This window comes from Nodularia spumigena CCY9414 (genome assembly GCF_000340565.2).
Lineage (GTDB): Bacteria > Cyanobacteriota > Cyanobacteriia > Cyanobacteriales > Nostocaceae > Nodularia > Nodularia spumigena.
On the sequence record NZ_CP007203.1, the window covers coordinates 1,642,064 to 1,660,661 of the forward strand.

Consider the following 18,598-nt stretch of genomic DNA (forward strand, 5'->3'; position numbering starts at 1 on the left):
GTCTGTGATTTTTTAGATTGTTCTTAGTAGATGTATAAATTTTCATTTGAAAAAATATCATGGTTAAGAAACTAGAAAATCAAATAAATCAGCCAGTAAGTCAAGATTGGCATTCACGAGAAGAGCCAACAGCCAAGGAAAGAAACTTAACAGCAAATCCGGGAGATGTAATTGAGGAATCGAAATCACTCGAAGAGAAGGCCAAACAAGTAGCTGTGGATGTACCAGATATCACAGGCGACCAGATTACAGTCCCGACTTACTTCGTTGTCGAATACCCTGACGGGACAAAAAAGGCACTGCATCATGTCAGAGATGCAGAAGAAATTTCTGATGTAATTCGCCAAGCACGAGTAGATGAAAATGGCAATCGCCTTTGGTGGTAGGGCTAAAAGTTGGAGTTTTTTTTAACGCAAAGGTTCGCGGAGGTTAGCGCAGAGGTTCGCGGAGTTTTTACTCGGACTAATGACATACTATAGTTATGTAGAGGCGTATTTTACTACGCCTCTGCGGGTAAATTTTAGGTAATCACTCTATTGATTAGGTTTTGATTCATGGCTGCTAGAGCGTTGCTTTTGACTGAACCAAATCTAACCCTTCTTTGAGTGCATTCAAGCGATCGCCCATCCAGTGGTTTCCGGGAATTAAACCAGCAATACCTAACTTTTCTAAGCGATTTTTCACCTTTCCTGTTGCACCGACAATGATAACTTCCCGTCCGGCATCAATCACCTCTTGAATGGCACTTTCAATCGCCAAAGAAGAAGTGACACCCAGTACCGGAACTTCACTTAAATCCACAATCAAAACATCATAATTAGCGATCGCCCGATGTTCTCTCTCAATAGCTTTAGCAACACCGAAAATCATCGGTCCACTGAGATGGAACAGCAAAACGCGCCCATTAGCTGCATCTAAAAGTTCTTTTTCTTCCGGAGTCAGGACAATTTGATCATCAGCGTCAGTAATCGCCTTCACAGAATTAGATTGCAGTTCGTCAAGGCGCTCAATAGTCAAGATATTCGCAATAAATACCCCCACAGCTACGGCGATCATTAAATCGACAAACACCGTTAGCAGTACCACACTATAGACAATTCCAGCCGCCTTCCAAGAGATTTTGTGAACCCTTTTGAGAAAGCCCCAATCAATAATATTAATCCCAACTTTTAAGACAATCCCAGCTAATACAGCCAGAGGAATCCCAGAAGTTAAGGGAGCCGCCCACAAAACCACAATTAACAGAAATAAAGCCCGACTGATACCAGATAATGCAGTCCGTCCACCAGCTTGGATATTAACTACAGTCGCCGTTGTTGCTCCAGAACCTGCAATCCCACCACATAAGCCAGTAATTAAATTAGCAATACCTTGAGCGATTAATTCTTTGTTAGATTTGTGTTCTGTACGGGTGAGACTGTCAGATACGACACAAGTTAACAAACAATCAATAGAACCCACCACTCCCAATACCACGGAGTTAACAAACATTAACTGCAAATTTTCCGGGGTAAAAGTGGGCATCTGGAAGTTAGGCAAACCCGGAGTAATTTCGCCAATAGTGGCAATAGTGCGAATTTCCACACCACGAAAGAAAAACAGAGAAATTACCGTCCCAATAACTAACGCTACCAATTGGGGGGGAAGAACCTTTTTGAATCGCGCCGGATATAAGAACAGAATTACTAAAGTGATCACTCCTAAGAGAGTTTCCAGAGGACTGATATTAGCAATTAGATCCGGAAGATTCCGCAGGACACCAATTACACCACCTTTAGGCGTTTCTTGCCCCAAGAAGGGTGCGATTTGCAAAAAAATCAGAATTACGCCAATTCCTGTCATAAATCCAGAAATCACGTTATAGGGCAGCATGGTAATATACCGCCCCAATCGCAATACCCCAAACAGGATTTGAACTACTCCTGCCATCATCACCACAGTAAATGCCATTGCCAGACCATTTTCGGGATTATTAGCTGTTAATCCAGCAATCACGGCGGTGACAATTACGGTCATGGGGCCTGTGGGTTCAGAAATCAGGCTGGGTGTACCACCAAACAAAGCGGCAAAAAATCCGACTAATATTGCTCCCCATAACCCAGCAGCAGCACTCGCACCAGAAGCAATACCAAAAGCTAATGCCATCGGTAAGGCCACCACCGCCGCCGTTAAACCGCCAAGAATATCTCCTTGGACGTTACGAAAATGGATTTCATTGGTTATTTGCACGAAAGATTTTCCTCTGTTAAACAATTGCAATTAATTCAACTCAACGGAGTCAGAGTTTATTTCTAAAACTCCAGTCCTAAAGACAAGAGATTTTATGTCAAAATCATCTATTTAAGGGGTAATCAGGGAAATCAATGGAGACATAAAATTATCAAAAATCACTTTGATTAACAACTTCTTAAGGAAACAGCAATACAGGAATATTACTACTTCTCAGGAGTTGAATTGTCGTACTACCAATTATTAAATCACGGATGCGGCTATGTCCATGCGCTCCCATAAGTAAAAGGCTGATATTTTGCTCAGTAATATATTGATTAATAACCTCTTCTGCTTCACCTTCTCTAATCGTAGAAATGAGATTAAAACCTGCTGCTTCTAAAATATATTTACCCTCATTTATTCTATTCTCCGCCCTGGGATATGTTTCCTTTTTAGTTACTTTTAATAAATGTATTTCTAATTTTTGGAAACAAGAAGAATTTACTAAAAATTGTAGTGTTTTTTTCCCTGTTAAACTGCCGTCATAAGCAACTAAAACTTTCTCAATTGGTTTATATTCAAGCGGGGTAACTAAACATGGTTTTTTTGTAGTACGAACAATTCGCTCTACATTTGCTCCTAGATGAGCAGATGCAAAATCTACCCCTTCTCCCCGTTTACCTAAAACAATTAAATCTGAATTTTGTTCAAATTCATGAAAACAATCTACCAGAAATCCGGTTTTATTGGTTAACTGAACATCTCTAATTCCCTGGTTTTTGAGAATTTCCCCCGCATTTTGCAAAATTAAACGCGCTCGTTGATTATTTAGCTTGGCTTTTTTATGTTCCAACTCCACCAATTCATGCAACAAATTTTCAGAAGCACCAAGCCCAATGCTACCGCTTAAGTTACCAGTAGAAGCTACTTGTTTACTGCGAATATCAGTGACAAATAAAACATTGATGTTAGCATGAAATTGACGAGCAAACCAAGCGCCATATTTATAAACGTTGTTCGCAAATGCAGAACCATCGGTACAAAGTAAAATATTTTTCATGATGGTTTGAGTCCCTGGTTTTGGATTAGAAGGTAAACATATAGCAAAAGTCAAAAGTCTGCTGTGAATTGGTTTGGCAATTTTACCATTTCCTCAACACCTTGATGATGGCTCTACTACTCTTGTTTGAGAGTAGCGGCTTTTTGAGAAGTTGCTAATTTATTCAGCAAAGTAGCACTAGCTTCATTCAGTCCAATGATTTCTACATCTGCACCATTACGGCGAAATTTCATGATTGCTCTATCAAGTACTTCCACTGCTCCTTGATCCCAGAGGTGAGCATGAGTTAAGTCAATGGTGACACGCTCAATGAGTTCGGTAAAATCAAAAGATGCCAAAAATTCATCTCTTGATAAAAAGAAAATTTGTCCGACGACTTTATAGATGCGATGGGAACCATCTTCACTCAGCACTTTATCCACAAATACCAATTGGGCAATTTTGCTGGAGAAAAACACCGTACTCATAACAATACCTGTGACTACACCCAAGGCAAAATTACGAGTGAAAATCGTCACAAACATTGTTGTCAACATGACGGCGGTTTCAGTGCGGGGGATGCGGGAAATATTTTTTAAAGAAGACCAGCGAAATGTCCCAATTGATACCATAATCATGACAGCAACTAGGGATGCCATGGGCATTTGCTTCACCCAATCTTGCAAAAACAAAATGGCAATTAACAGGAAAATTCCGGATGCAAGGGTTGACAGTCTCCCTCGTCCACCAGACTGGACATTAATCACCGATTGTCCAATCATCCCACATCCTGCCATACCGCCAAAAAAGGCAGTGACAATATTTGCAATTCCTTGTCCTTTGGCTTCTTGGTTTTTATCGCTGGGTGTATCGGTGAGTTCATCTACCAAAGCCGCCGTTAATAAGGAAGCCAATAAACCAACGATCGCTAAGGTGAAAGAATAGGGCAGAATTATCTTTAATGTTTCCAGATTCCACGGCACTTGGGGCAGTGCAAAGAACGGTAAAGTGGTGGGTAGTTCGCCCATATCCCCAACGGTGGGAACATCTAATTTCAGGGAAATTGCGGCTATAGTCATCACCGCTAAAGCTACCAAGGGCGAGGGGACTGCTTTGGTAAAGCGAGGTAGTATATAAATAATCCCCAAAGAAAGTATAGTCAGTATATATACAGTGGGCGGGACATTGGTCAGTTGGGGTAACTGGGCGAGAAAAATTAACACCGCCAGCGCATTGATATAGCCAATCATTACCGCCCTGGGGACAAATTTCATTTGGCGACCCAGTTTTAGAAACCCAAACAGAATTTGAAAGACTCCGGTTAACAAGGTGGCGGCTAATAAATATTGCAAACCATAATCTTTGACTAAATCAATCATGAGTAGCGCCATTGCGCCTGTAGCGGCTGAAATTGAACCCGGTCTGCCGCCTAAAAAGGCTGTCATGACTGCAATAATAAATGAGGCGTAAAGCCCCACTTTGGGGTCAACTCCGGCAATAATGGAAAAAGCGATCGCTTCTGGAATCAAGGCTAATCCCACAACAGCCCCAGCCATAATGTCTCGCTGAGTGTTAAAAAACCACTCTCGCCTCAAAATAGTTCCGTTCAAGTCTCCTCCTTGCGCCGTTATTCATGTAAAATTAACAATACTTTGGCGCACTGCAAATAGTTCACCTCTCAACAAGATTTCGCAAGTACCATACTGATTTGCAGAGTCAGACAGTATGCAGAACGCTTAGTAGGTCAATAGTTCACACAGACATAAAAAGCCAAATTCACAGGCTAAACTCGTGGAATGGGAATCGCTGCAAAACTGAATGAAAGTTCGCCTGTTTTCCTGGAAGACTTGCTTTCATTTCTGATTAATTACGGCAAGGCTAAGGCTGCACTTTAAGGTGGACAATCCCAACTATTTAAGGCTACCGAAGAGATCGTTACCTGCGACATTACCCGAACCTACTGACTACGGAACACTTACAAGAGCTTTGATTTATTGATAATTACCATATCATGGGGTTGTTACAATTTGCAATAAAAATATAATGAATATTATTCTTGGACAGTTATTTCAGAGCAATATTTGGGTATTTTAACTATGAGATGCTGTTCTTACTGTTATATATTTTTATGCCTAAATTTTGCCGTGACCAAGCCAGAGAGGAACTCTGGTTAATGATGGGTGGTGGAGCCGCAGCAGGAATGGCTGGTGGTGTTCCTTTCATCGGTGCGATCGCCTTTAATACTAGTTTAACTGCTGTACAGGCAGCTGTTGTGACTCGGATTGCCTCAGTATATAACGTTGATTTAATTCCGGCTGGCGGAGCCGGAGCAATAGCCGCAGCAATTATAGCAATGGGTGGAGGGCAGTTACTGTTTAGAGTTGGCGGTGGTATAGTAGGATTTATTCCTGTTATCGGGCAAGTTGTTCAACCAGCGATTGGTGCTTCTGCGGTTAAGGCATTTGGCGAAGCTGCTATTGCTTATTTTGAAAAGAAATATCCTCACAAAATTTACAAGCCAGGCGAGAAATAGTCTAAAAACAGTTTTAGATTGGGTGAATGAAGATGCTGACTATACAATGATCACCAAAGGTTAGACATCATGCGGTGCTAAAAGCCGAGAAATTAGAGCAAAATGGAAATGTAGCCTGTTGTTTGTTCAACCTTGAATCAATCTAACTTCGTGCGTAATCTCCAAGAAACTCACTTAAACCGCGCCCGTGCTAGTCTCAGACAAGCGCTGTCTTGGTATGGATATCTCCGCAAGTCAGGAAAGTTTTCCTCAAACCCTCAATTGGTAGGCTTGCTGAAACCGGAATTAGACGCGTTGAATTCTACACTCAACAAACTAGACTCCAATGTAATTAGAATTGCGGCTTTTGGTTTGGTGAGTCGGGGAAAATCAGCAGTGTTAAATGCTTTGCTAGGAGAGAAGATTCTCCAAACAGGCCCTCTAAATGGTGTCACCCAATGGCCGCGTTCTGTGCGTTGGCAGCCAGGAGGTAAGGTATTAGTAGAGTTAATTGATACCCCTGGATTAGATGAAATTGGAGGCGATACACGGGCAAAAATGGCGCGAGAAGTGACGCGTCAGGCGGATTTGATTTTGTTTGTGGTTTCGGGTGATATCACGCGGACTGAGTATCGAGGGTTGCTGGAATTACGAAAAGCCCAAAAGCCACTGATTTTGGTATTTAACAAAATCGATTTATATCCAGAAACAGACCGTTCCGCAATTTACGATAATTTGCAACAACTAGGCGCAGGACATCCCCAAGCCAAGCCTTTATTACCTGATGAAATTGTTATGGTGGCGGCGGAACCAGCACCGATGGAAGTACGGGTTGAGTGGCCGGATGGTCGTGTCAGCTATGAATGGGAGACACTACAGCCCCAGGTGGAGGAACTTCAGCAGACAATTTTAAATATTTTGAATCGGGAAGGGCGATCGCTTTTGGCTTTAAATGCACTGATTCAAGCACGGGATGCAGAAGAGGCGATCGCACAAAAGACTATGAACTTCCGCGACAAAGAAGCTGAAAATATTATTTGGAAATTTACTAAATATAAAGCATTGGCAGTAGGATTAAATCCTGTACCTGTTTTAGATGTCATCTGTGGTGCGATCGCCGACTTAGCTTTGATTCGTTCTCTCGCACGGTTATATGGCTTACCTATGACTAGCTATGAAGCCAGCAAAATTTTAAAGACGATTTTCTTTAGTTCTGGTGGTTTGCTGTTAGGAGAAATAGGTAGTAGTGTGATGCTAGGTTTAGGTAAAAGTACGGCTGTTATTGCCAGTGGTGAAAATCCTCTGAATATTACTGCTTACGCTGGGACTGCGATCGCGCAATCTGGGATTGCAGGTTATGGTGCATACACAGTCGGTAAAGCCGCCCAAGTATATTTAGAAAAAGGTTGTACTTGGGGACAATTAGGAGCTAGTACCGTAATTGCAGAAATTTTATCTCAGGTTGACCACCAGACAATTCTGTATCGCTTGCAACAGGAATTAGGCGCAAAGTATCAATAATTAATCAAAAATATTGATGAAATCATTTTCCATCAAATTTTGATGACAACAGGTCTAAATTACCAATTTCCGATGCAAAATTGAGAAAATGATGGAAATAAAAATCAAGGCAAAACTCCCAACAGAAATTTGATTTTTTGGGATTTTTTACCTTCATTTTACGGTGTTTACTACCAGACGCTTTTGATCAGCCTATCTACACTGGAAGTATAAGCTTTTGAGATCATCTGAAGCTTACAGTCAATGTTCATCTCACTCAACACAGGTGAAAATATCATGACAAAAACCCTAGAAGCCGTCCAATCTGCTGTTAACAACGGGACTACAACCCTTGATGAAGCTATCCTAGAATCTATTGTGGAAGCTCGTGAAACCTGCAACGTAGACGGAGATAATTCAGCTAGCTGTGCTGTAGCTTGGGATATCGTCGAAGAATTACAAGCTGAAAAAGCGCACCAGCAGCAGCAAGCAAAACACCGCAAAACTGCTTTGGAAACTTACTGTGAAACCCATCCAGAAGCCATAGAATGCCTAATCTACGATGTTTAACAGTTATCAGTTAACAGTTAACAGTTATCAGTTAACAGTTATCAGTTATCAGTTAAGAGACGTAATTCGGTCGAAATTCCTGACTAAATCGGCGTGATAAATGTTTATTGTTCACCGATTTAAGCTAAATTAGCAATTGCTGATTGCGTCATTTGCTTAATTGCATCTAAATCAGGCGGTGGTGAGTCACTTTCCATTCCTAACCATAAAAGATACTCGATATTTCCAGCCGGGCCAGTAATCGGCGACCAAGTTAAACCTTTGTATTTCCATCCTAATTGACAAGCTACTTGCAAAACTTGGAAAATAGCATCAGCTTGGTCATGAGGATCGCGGACAACGCCTTTTTTGCCAACACGGGATTTTCCCACTTCAAACTGTGGTTTAACTAGCAAGACTGCATCCCTGGGAGATTTAGTTAATCGCCACAAAGCCGGCAAAATCTTAGTTAAGGAAATAAACGATACATCCACCACCGCCAAATCAGGTATCTCGTCAGCTTCACTATACAAATCTTCGGGTGTGAGATTGCGTAAATTGGTACGTTCTCTTAAAATCACCCGTGGATCATTTCTTAAACCCCAGTCAACTTGTCCATAACCGACATCAATGCCGTAAACTTGTTTTGCTCCCGCTTGTAGCAAGCAATCGGTAAAACCGCCTGTAGAAATTCCCCCATCTAAACAAATGCGTCCGGTGGTGGAGATAGGGAAAGCATCCAAAGCCTTTATCAGTTTCTCACCTCCGCGAGACACAAAGCGCGATCGCTCTTTCACCTTAATTTGAGCCGCAGTATCAACTTCTGTCCCAGCCTTATCCACCACCTGCTGATTTACAGTCACTTCCCCCGCCTGAATTAATCGCTGTGCTAAGGCGCGAGAACTACATAAATTTAAATCTACTAATAATGTATCGAGTCGCTGCTTCACCAATTAACTTGATTCTCCTGGTAATATCAAATCTAAAGCAAAATGAATAATTTCTTCACGGTTAACCAAATTTTCTATTCCCATGTAATTGTATAAGAATCTAACGAACCTTGACCCCTACCTTGTCGCCAACAATTATCTGGTTCCCATGCGCCGTTTTCTGTCTCGCGTTTGCGGCTGCGGACGGTGAGGGTGTTATTTTCCAACTTCATTAGGTGATATTGCCAACCTTTGGCGGTAGTGAGTTCGTGGGTGGGTGCGCCGAATGTTCCCGCGCAGATGCGGAATAGTCCTCGTTCTGCGTCGTATTCATTAAAGCCTTTTTGGGCTTGGTGGACGTGTCCGTGGAGGAAGAAGCGGAAACCTGCGACGGTTAACTGTTCCATGAAGCTTTGGTCTTTGATGCGGTCATCCCAGGCGCTATCTAGGGGATGATGCCATACTGCTATTTTGATGCAGTTTTCATATTCTTTTTGGCGGCGAATTTTTGTGAGGGCGTTGCTGAGTGTATTCATATTAATGTTGGCACGGGATTTGTAATGATGATCCAATTGCCAAGCGGAGTTTAACCCTAGAATGAGCAGGTTTTGGTTGGGGAAATGGTCGAGGGTGTATTGCTGGTCATAGTCTAGAGGATAGGGTTGGTTTTTGATAGTTTGGTAGAAGTTGCTGAAGTGTTCAAATCGTCTTTTGTATTTTTCTTCATCTCGCACACGAATGACACTGGCATTTTCTTCTATATATTCACCTTGCGTCAGTTCTCCCTTATAGTCATCACGGTCAATTAATTGGTAAGCTTTTTTTGCTAGTGACCAATTGAGGTCATGATTGCCGGGAACGATGATAATTTGCTCAGGTTGGAGGGGGAAATCTTGGCGGAGTTCGTCAAAAAATTGTTGGGCTGCTGCGTATTCTGGGGGGGTTGATTTGTCGGCGATGTCGCCGGAGAGAATGAGGGCATCAAGGTGAGGAATTTCGAGTTCTTGTTGCAAGTCAATTGCTAGTTGGTTAGACCAAAGTTTAGCTTGGTCAGGTGTGCCAAAGTGTAGGTCTGAGAGGTGGAGAATGTACATTAGGGAAGTTTTAGGCTGGGATGAGGGAAGAGATGGTAAGGGTTTTGGTTGAGTTAGACATTTATAGTATTGACAGTTTTCTTGTATTGCTTCCAGTGCTTGTACTGCATAACGCAGCGTATCTCCATTATTTGCTGACACAAATTTTTGATTTTTTAGCAGATTCATAATCTGAAGTATCGCTGCCTCTGATTTGATTTTTACCAGGGCATCTGCCGCACTCCAACGCACATCGGAGTCTTCATCTTCGAGCAATTTAATTAATCCAGGAATCGCTGCCTCTGATTTGATTTCTCCCAGGGCTAATGCCGCACTCCTACGCACAGAGGAGTCTTCATGTTCGAGCAATTTAATTAATCCAGGAATCGCTGCCTCTGATTTGATTTCTCCCAGGGCATCTGCCGCACTCCAACGCACATCGGAGTCTTCATCTTCGAGCAATTTAATTAATCCAGGAATCGCTGCCTCTGATTTGATTTCTCCCAGGGCTAATGCCGCACTCCTACGCACAGAGGAGTCTTCATGTTCGAGCAATTTAATTAATCCAGGAATCGCTGCCTCTGATTTGATTTCTCCCAGGGCTAATGCCGCACTCCTACGCACAGAGGAGTCTTCATCTTCGAGCAATTTAATTAATCCAGGAATCGCTGCCTCTGATTTGATTTCTCCCAGGGCTAATGCCGCACTCCTACGCACAGAGGAGTCTTCATCTTCGAGCAATTTAATTAATCCAGGAATCGCTGCCTCTGATTTGATTTTTACCAGGGCTGATGCCGCACTCCAACGCACATCGGAGTCTTCATCTTCGAGCAATTTAATTAATCCAGGAATCGCTGCCTCTGATTTGATTTCTCCCAGGGCTAATGCCGCACTCCTACGCACAGAGGAGTCTTCATCTTCGAGCAATTTAATTAATCCAGGAATCGCTGCCTCTGATTTGATTTTTACCAGGGCTGATGCCGCACTCCAACGCACATCGGAGTCTTCATCTTCGAGCAATTTAATTAATCCAGGAATCGCTGCCTCTGATTTGATTTCTCCCAGGGCTGATGCCGCACTCCAACGCACATCGGAGTCTTCATCTTCGAGCAATTTAATTAATCCAGGAATCGCTGCCTCTGATTTGATTTTTACCAGGGCTGATGCCGCACTCCAACGCACATCGGAGTCTTCATCTTCGAGCAATTTAATTAATCCAGGAATCGCTGCCTCTGATTTGATTTCTCCCAGGGCTAATGCCGCACTCCAACGCACATCGGAGTCTTCATGTTCGAGCAATTTAATTAATCCAGGAATCGCTTTGTTAGATTTTGTTAAACCTAAAAGCGTAATTTTAAATAATAGAGGAATTTCTAACCCAGCAACTAAATCAACTGTTTGCTGTTGGAATTCTGGCTTTACAGCACCTGCTAACTTTGCCCCTAACTGCAAATCTACCTCTAAGGCTAAGTTCACCACTTGCACCGCCTGCGCCCCATCCCCATCATCCACCAATTCCAGCATTAATTTCAGGGGTTCAGTCCATTTCAAATAATTTAAATACTCTCGCTGGAGACAGTTATCATTGAGGTTTGGTAATTGCTTGAGCAAACATTCGGCGGTGTAATATTCCTGAATTAGTTGGTGGCGAAATTCAATTTTGTCATTTGCTCCAATTTGAATTAAGTGATGCTTGAGTAAATCTTGCAGCCATTCTAATGCTCTGTCGCGTGGTTTATCAAATTTCTCAGCTTGCAAAAACTGGGTTAAAACTTCCTCTGCTTTTAACCTGGATATGGCAACATTTAATTCTGTCCGCTTATCCCCTGTGGTCATGTAGAATGCCAAATGTTCTAATAATCGAGTCCACCACCGCCGAGACTCATCTGTAACTTGGATATCTGGCTTGAGTTTGTCATTATAGATTTGGGTAAACTTGCGAAACACCAAACCCAAGTTTGCCGGGATGTCTCCTGCGGGTTCAAACAATGAACACAGCATCCACAGCAGCAACGGCGTTTCTCCAAACTCCCGCAACCTGTCGCCTAAGTTCTGCAACATCTGCTCACCCTGTTCTGGCAAATAGGCGCGGACAAACTGCTGCATCTGTTCTGCTGTCAGGGGTTGCATTTCCAGCTTCTTGGTAATGCCCAAATCGCCCCCCACGCCTAAATCCCGCGTGGTGAATATCATCGGCGTGCTTTTTTCGTAGTCTTGCCGGAATGTATATAAATTTTGTCGTGCTGTTGCTGAGGGTAATTCGTTGATACCATCCACCAACAGGAGGAATTGCCCGTCAAATAACAGTTTTTCTATGGTTGCAGTGTCCAACAGTAGGCGATGGCGCTTTAAGAAAACCCGAATTAAATCCAGCACTGAGGTTTCGTAATAGCGCAACTCTACCAGCACGGGGATGATCTCCCCTGCCCCCCTTAAAAAGGGGGGTTCTGAAGATTTGGCTTTATTGTGGCTGAATGACTCGCCACTAATTTTATCTGCCCTGCTTAACAAAAGGGATTCTGAAGATTTGGCTTCCCCCCTTTCTAAGGGGGGATTGAGGGGGGATCTCGCCTTCTCCGCTTCCTCTAATAACAACCGCACTAACGCCGTTGATTTCCCCGAACCTGGCCGCCCTACCAGTAAGACGTGTTCTTGAGCATATTTCCGCAACCCTGCCAATACATCTAAACGCTCAGTTTTCTCCTGGGCTTCGCTCCGTTCCTCTTTAGTGGGCAATACCACCACTGTAAAATCTAGCAGCCGGGGCGATTTATTCTGCTCAACTCGCTGCTGTCCCACTACATCCGTCAGCGTGTAATCATTCCACCATTGGGCATAATCATTGCTGAGTGATGTGAGATAGTCATTCCAGTTGCTCATGGGGTGTGTAATAGTGAGATGTTGGCGTTAGGGAAAGATTAAATGTTGCTGATCTAACCCGTGGTAACGGTGTATTTTTGACCTTACTGAGTGAAATTGTAACTTATTATCTGAGTTTAGATTTTATTAAATAAGAATCAGCAGTTCAGAGAGGCTCAGATCCCCGACTTCTTTGAGAAGTCGGGGATCTTTTTTCTTTTTTGTTCTCTAACTACGAATTGTGCTAATTTAATCTCAGTGAACTCTGCCATCACCCATGTCTAACCTATTACCAACTGAACCCCAGCCTAAATCTCTCGATGATTTTGAATTAGACTTGCTCAAACAGGAATATTTTTTTCTGCAAAATACGATAGAAGACTATAACAAGCAGATTTGGGTGATTAAAGCCCTGGGAATTACTGGGACTGGGGGTGTGTTAGTTTTGATGTTACAGCAAAAACCCATCGCCAGTGCGATCGCCTTAATAGGTTGCTCTATTCCCTTATTTTTCTGGATTCTCGAAAGTCAATGGAAACACTTTCAGCGCGGTTTCTATCCCCGTGTTGCCGAAATTGAGTATATTCTGACTGATAAATACAAGTTGAAAAGCCCTGGTATTTATGGCAGTTGGGCTTATACACACAAGCGTCAGCCAATTGCTAAACGTCAAGGCTACCTGTGGGATGGTCTGCTCAATCGTAGTGTTTTCGTGAGCTACATCCTAGAGATTTTCTTTCTGTTGATCATAGGTGCGATCGCACCTAATATTTTGCAATAATTACTCCCGGTGCGCTGATTTTGTCGGCGGAACAAAAGCCGGAACGGAAGAAGAGGGGTTCCTCTCAAGCCTACCCTGCTTTTATTATTAAAAAAAGTAAACGCACCTTGTCAAAAAAGCCAAAGTGCGATATCAGAATTATCCGCCAATACGGAATGGGTTTGTTGTCCCGCGATTTCTCATCGCTAGGGCTAGATACTAAATATCCTTCTCGCTCAACTCACGAGTCATATAATCAAAAGGTTCATCCACAAAGGCAGTATCAGCAATACCTGCGGCGGCAACTTGTGCCTTTACCATATCCTTGAGAATCTGGATACCAAAAACCGTCGGGCTAATAGGTACACTTAAAGAATTGTAAGTTTCCCGCAATCCTTGGAGTACACGTTCATCCAACACATTCATATTACCCGCAACCAAAGCATAGGTAGCATAGCGGAGGTAGTAGTCCATATCCCGTAGACAAGCCGCATAACGGCGAGTTGTGTAGGCATTTCCGCCAGGACGAATCAACTCAGGCTGTTCTTCAAATAACTTAACACTAGCCTGTTTTACCAGCGCTGCTGCATTCGAGTTAATCGCCGCCGCCGCTTTTACCCGTGCTGTGCCACTTTCAAAATAAGTTTTTAGGCTGTCAATTGCATTCCGGTCAAAATACCGTCCAGCAACGTCATAATTCTTAATCAAGCTTGTAACTGCATCACGCATTCTTTCTTCTCCCAATTAATGCTATCTATGGTTTGATATTAATTTGGTTGCATTTATGCACCAGTAAATTTTTGTGCCATGTATTTTATTTAAAATATGATGCGGCACAAAAACAATTCATCCGCTATCTAAGGATTCTATGCCAAAGTTGACCCCTATGAGATGAACTTTACGTTTTGTGCAGATGCGAGACAAAAGGTTAATATAACCTGTAATCCAGATAAGCTGTAGCAAAAAGTACAAAATCTTCTAATGTCCAGGATTTATGATATTTCAGGTGTGTCATCTACAACTTAGTTCAAATCATCTGGGTTAGGATGCTTTGGCAGATTCTGGTTTGATTTTAGGAAATAGGTAGAGAAGGAGTAACAATGACGACTGCAAAAGAAGTCTTGAAATTGATTCAAGACCAAAAAATTCAGATGATTGATCTGAAATTCATCGATACACCAGGAACTTGGCAGCATCTGACGTTGTACCAAGACCAAATCGATGAAAGTTCCTTCTCTGATGGCGTACCTTTCGACGGTTCCAGCATTCGGGGTTGGAAAAACATTAACGAATCGGACATGATGATGGTACTCGATCCCAACACTGCTTGGATCGACCCCTTCATGAAAGAGCCAACGTTAAGTATAATTTGTAGTATTAAAGAACCCCGCACAGGTGAATGGTACGGTCGTTGTCCCCGTGTTATTGCCCAACGCGCAATAGACTACTTAGTTTCTACTGGTCTTGGTGATACAGCGTTCTTTGGCCCTGAAGCAGAATTCTTTATCTTTGATGATGTCCGCTTTGACCAAAATGCCCATGAAGGCTACTACCATGTAGACTCTGTAGAAGGTGGTTGGAATTCTGGGAGGAAAGAAAGCCCCAACTTGGGTTACAAAACACGCTTCAAAGAAGGCTACTTCCCAGTATCGCCTGCGGATAGCTTCCAAGACATCCGTACCGAAATGCTGCTGACAATGAAAGATTGCGGCGTACCCATTGAAAAACAACACCACGAAGTTGCGACTGGTGGTCAGTGCGAATTGGGTTTCCGCTTTGGTAAATTAATTGAAGCTGCTGACTGGCTGATGACTTACAAATATGTCATCAAGAATGTTGCCAAAAAATACGGCAAAACTGTCACCTTTATGCCAAAACCAATTTTTGGCGATAACGGTTCAGGTATGCACTGTCACCAGTCCATCTGGAGAGATGGCAAACCTTTATTTGCTGGTGATAAGTATGCTGGGATGAGTGAAATGGGCTTGTACTACATTGGTGGTATTCTGAAGCACGCACCAGCACTTTTGGCCATCACCAACCCCACAACTAACTCTTACAAACGTTTAGTCCCTGGTTACGAAGCACCCGTAAACTTGGCTTACTCTCAAGGTAATCGTTCTGCTTCTGTGCGGATTCCTTTATCTGGCGATAACCCCAAAGCCAAGCGCTTAGAGTTCCGTTGTCCTGATGCGACTGCTAACCCCTACTTAGCATTTGCAGCTATGCTGTGTGCTGGTATTGATGGCATCAAGAACAAAATCCATCCTGGTGAACCCCTAGATAAAAATATCTATGAACTCTCTCCAGAAGAACTGGCGAAGGTTCCTTCAACTCCAGGTTCTCTGGAATTGGCTTTGGAAGCACTAGAAAATGATCATGCTTTCTTAACAGAATCAGGCGTGTTCAGCGAAGACTTCATCCAAAACTGGATTGACTACAAGCTGGCTAACGACGTTAAGCAGATGCAGATGCGTCCTCACCCTTATGAGTTTTACCTCTATTACGATTGCTAATTGCGATTAGTAGTGAATTTTTAGCCACCCTACGAGGGTGGCTTTTTTTTAATTATCACTATCAAAAATTGAGTTTATTACCATTTTAAAGCCAGGAACCTAGACTTTTCGTCTATTTTTGAAATCAATGAAAAGCCTATAAAATCAGCTTTTTGACTTTTGACTTTTGACTTTTGACTTTCGCGTAGCGGTGCTAGCTCATGGAAGCGTGGCTACTTTCATAAATCGTCCGAGTGGTCGGATCAATTTTCCCTTGAAGAGGACTCCAGTATTCAGCTAGTTCTTCAGGAAGACCGAGTTCCTGTGCTGCACGCATCAGCATTGATTGTTGACGATTCTTCACTTGCTGATATTGGCGCATTGCTAACGCACGAGTTCTATCTTGAATAGACATATCACAGTCCTCCTTATGGTTTTAGCTATAAATTATGAGCTATTTATCTCTTCAGTTCTTATATTAGCGAGATTTCTGTAGCTAAAGTTACAGAATTGCAATTTTGTAATAAAACTTTATGTTTCAGTGGCTGGAGATGACTATTTTCTAGTCAAAAGCTTCACCACAACTTTCTTCAGGCGGATTTTCTGAAATATAGAACCTCACCCCCAACCCCTCTCCTTACTAAGGACGGTATACACACAATTCCAAAAACCTTTCATTTGGTAGGGTGCGTTATGGACTTTAGTCCTAACGCACCGAAATTTAGGATGGTGCGTTGCGCTACTGAAATATAGAACCTCACCCCCAACCCCTCTCCTTAGTAAGGAGAGGGGAGATTGTCAAAAACCAAATTTGCACGTTGTTTCATTCACATTCCTAAGATAGATGATTTTTTCGTTACAATTTTTTACATATAATTATTAAAACAGATAAATATTCCCATATTCTTATGTCTGACACTTTAAGCAAGCTAACTTATCAGACCTTTCAACAAGGCAAAAGTTACTTTGGTCTAGCTCATAAAACTTTAAGTTCAAGGCTGATGAATCTCATTCATCCTACTCTAGGGCAAAAGGGCAAGCCCATTCCTAGGGAGGTTTTGTTCAAACTTCAACAAAAAATAAATCAGCTGCTAGAAACAGACTGGGAGGATGCCCAAAAAGGGGTATATCCCGAAAGCTTATTGTTTGACAACCCTTGGGCAGATTTTTTCCGCTACTATCCACTGCTATGTCTAGACATACCTCAAATCTGGGAACGAGCCGAAAAACAGAAATATCAAGAATTTTCGCCGGAAATAGAGACAGATGGTTATCCCAGCTATTATGTGCAGAACTTTCATCACCAAAGTAACGGCTATTTGAGCGACGATTCAGCCAATTTATATGATTTACAGGTAGAAATTCTCTTTAATGGGACTGCTGACCCCATGCGGCGGCGGATTCTTGCGCCTCTGAAACAAGGGCTGAAAGCTTTTGATGCGGTTCCGCCACGACAAATGCGGATTTTAGATGTTGCTTGTGGTACTGGGCGAACACTGAAGATGATTCGGGCAGCTTTACCTCAAGCATCTCTGTATGGTGTGGATTTATCACCAGCTTATTTGCGTAAGGCAAATCAACAACTATCGGAAATTCCCGGAGAGTTACCGCAACTTTTACAAGCTAATGCGGAAGAGTTACCTTACTTAAACGACTATTTCCATGCTGTAACTTCTGTTTTTCTCTTCCATGAGTTACCAGCAAAAGTACGGCAAACAGTGATTGAACAATGTTTCCGAGTCACAAAACCGGGGGGAGTATTTGTAATTTGTGATTCTATTCAACTGAGTGATTCACCGGAATTTGCTGTGACAATGGATTCTTTTGCAGAAGTCTTTCATGAACCCTACTATCGGGATTACACTCATGATGATTTGGTAGAACGTCTAGAAAAAGCTGGTTTTGAGAAGATAGAGGTGCAAGTTAACTTTATGAGTAAGTATTTTATTGCTCATAAGCCTGCTTAACTTGAATATCAGGGTGAGTATGTTCGCTCACCCGACAATAAAAAATAAATTCAGTAAGATGTCAGGTTTTCTTGGCATTTGTGGTTACACTGAACATCAAGTATCATGCAAGCTGTTTACTCTATTAGTAGGGTGGCTTACACGCGGAGGATGAAAGAATGAGGGTTTGGCTTGCTTGTTTTTTAGTGTTGTTCGCTTTTGCAGAACTGTTTGACTGGTTAAAAGCATTTAATCTACCGTTACCAATTTATATTTTGGGTGGGACATTTTTAGCTGTTGCTTCTAACTACGACAAGATTGTTGGCTCTTACTTCAGTGATGCAATTATTGAAACATCGCCCGAACAACCGCAGTTAAATTCGCCTAGCCAATCCCTTGATCCTATTTCTTTTGCTAGTCCTGTGGAACAAGTGCAAGAATCGGAAACACAATTTTAGGGAAGAGCAAAAAATAAATTCCCCGAAAATTGTCGGACGGGACAGCGCAAGCTAACTCACCCTTATTCGTTAAGGTTTTGTAACGTCCTAACCCACCCTACAATTTGGAGATTTCAAGCACTAGAATATTTCTTTACAGATATTGCTCAGAGCAACCAGTAAATTGCTAAATTTTGCTAAATTAAAGACAGTTTGAGTGAAAAGCTCATTAACCCCAATTCGGTAATTTTTTCCGAGTTGGCAACATTTACCAAATTTAGGCTACTA

The 18,598-nt window shown here is 42.4% G+C and carries 15 protein-coding genes; 8 read left to right on the forward strand and 7 right to left on the reverse strand.

Translation table 11 applies throughout. The features are described 5' to 3' along the window. Positions 1-59 precede the first annotated feature (59 nt). Positions 60-386, forward strand: a complete 327-nt coding sequence (locus NSP_RS07200; RefSeq protein ID WP_006197261.1) for a hypothetical protein — start codon at positions 60-62, stop codon at positions 384-386. Positions 387-561: 175 nt separating this feature from the next. Here the strand turns inward: NSP_RS07200 and bicA are convergent, their stop codons facing one another. From bicA to NSP_RS07215, 3 genes are all read right to left on the reverse strand, one after another. Then, positions 562-2,229, reverse strand: coding sequence for a bicarbonate transporter BicA (gene bicA, locus NSP_RS07205; RefSeq protein WP_006197262.1), 1,668 nt, complete (start codon positions 2,227-2,229; stop codon positions 562-564). Positions 2,230-2,407: 178 nt separating this feature from the next. Further along, positions 2,408-3,271: a universal stress protein gene (locus tag NSP_RS07210; protein WP_017803935.1), complete on the reverse strand. Its 864-nt coding sequence runs from the start codon at positions 3,269-3,271 to the stop codon at positions 2,408-2,410. Positions 3,272-3,387: 116 nt separating this feature from the next. Then, on the reverse strand, positions 3,388-4,806 hold the full coding sequence (locus NSP_RS07215; protein ID WP_006197264.1) for a SulP family inorganic anion transporter: 1,419 nt from the start codon (positions 4,804-4,806) through the stop codon (positions 3,388-3,390). A 572-nt stretch (positions 4,807-5,378) separates the two neighbouring features. Between NSP_RS07215 and NSP_RS07220 the strand changes: the two genes are divergently transcribed. From NSP_RS07220 to NSP_RS07230, 3 genes are all read left to right on the forward strand, one after another. Further along, the gene (locus NSP_RS07220; RefSeq protein WP_006197265.1) at positions 5,379-5,783 is read left to right on the forward strand and encodes a hypothetical protein; all 405 of its coding nucleotides are present in this window, start codon (positions 5,379-5,381) and stop codon (positions 5,781-5,783) included. 150 nt (positions 5,784-5,933) lie between these two features. After that, positions 5,934-7,283 (forward strand): GTP-binding protein, encoded by a 1,350-nt coding sequence (locus tag NSP_RS07225; protein WP_006197266.1) that lies wholly within the window; start codon positions 5,934-5,936, stop codon positions 7,281-7,283. A gap of 276 nt (positions 7,284-7,559) precedes the next feature. Beyond that, positions 7,560-7,832, forward strand: a complete 273-nt coding sequence (locus tag NSP_RS07230) for a Calvin cycle protein CP12 (RefSeq protein ID WP_006197267.1) — start codon at positions 7,560-7,562, stop codon at positions 7,830-7,832. A gap of 119 nt (positions 7,833-7,951) precedes the next feature. Here the strand turns inward: NSP_RS07230 and NSP_RS07235 are convergent, their stop codons facing one another. Together NSP_RS07235 and NSP_RS07240 are read right to left on the reverse strand one after the other, a co-directional pair. Continuing rightward, entirely contained in the window at positions 7,952-8,764 is an 813-nt protein-coding gene (locus NSP_RS07235) for a TlyA family RNA methyltransferase (protein WP_006197268.1), read from the reverse strand. 71 nt (positions 8,765-8,835) lie between these two features. Next, positions 8,836-12,693, reverse strand: a complete 3,858-nt coding sequence (locus NSP_RS07240) for a HEAT repeat domain-containing protein (protein ID WP_006197270.1) — start codon at positions 12,691-12,693, stop codon at positions 8,836-8,838. A gap of 256 nt (positions 12,694-12,949) precedes the next feature. On the opposite strand from NSP_RS07240, the gene NSP_RS07245 reads away from it, so the two are divergent. Then, positions 12,950-13,453, forward strand: a complete 504-nt coding sequence (locus NSP_RS07245; RefSeq protein ID WP_006197271.1) for a hypothetical protein — start codon at positions 12,950-12,952, stop codon at positions 13,451-13,453. 198 nt (positions 13,454-13,651) lie between these two features. Here NSP_RS07245 and apcB read toward each other — a convergent pair whose 3' ends face one another. Beyond that, complete coding sequence (gene apcB / locus NSP_RS07250) at positions 13,652-14,161, reverse strand: allophycocyanin subunit beta (protein WP_006197272.1); 510 nt, start codon at positions 14,159-14,161, stop codon at positions 13,652-13,654. A 371-nt stretch (positions 14,162-14,532) separates the two neighbouring features. Here apcB and glnA point away from each other — a divergent pair, with 371 nt between their 5' ends. Continuing rightward, entirely contained in the window at positions 14,533-15,948 is a 1,416-nt protein-coding gene (glnA, locus tag NSP_RS07255; protein ID WP_006197273.1) for a type I glutamate--ammonia ligase, read from the forward strand. Positions 15,949-16,141: 193 nt separating this feature from the next. Here glnA and gifA read toward each other — a convergent pair whose 3' ends face one another. After that, entirely contained in the window at positions 16,142-16,342 is a 201-nt protein-coding gene (gene gifA / locus NSP_RS07260; RefSeq protein WP_006197274.1) for a glutamine synthetase inactivation factor IF7A, read from the reverse strand. Between the two features lie 493 nt (positions 16,343-16,835). Here gifA and NSP_RS07265 point away from each other — a divergent pair, with 493 nt between their 5' ends. Together NSP_RS07265 and NSP_RS07270 are read left to right on the forward strand one after the other, a co-directional pair. After that, the gene (locus tag NSP_RS07265) at positions 16,836-17,894 is read left to right on the forward strand and encodes a class I SAM-dependent methyltransferase (RefSeq protein WP_006197275.1); all 1,059 of its coding nucleotides are present in this window, start codon (positions 16,836-16,838) and stop codon (positions 17,892-17,894) included. Positions 17,895-18,052: 158 nt separating this feature from the next. Next, on the forward strand, positions 18,053-18,331 hold the full coding sequence (locus NSP_RS07270; RefSeq protein WP_006197276.1) for a hypothetical protein: 279 nt from the start codon (positions 18,053-18,055) through the stop codon (positions 18,329-18,331). Positions 18,332-18,598 lie beyond the last annotated feature (267 nt).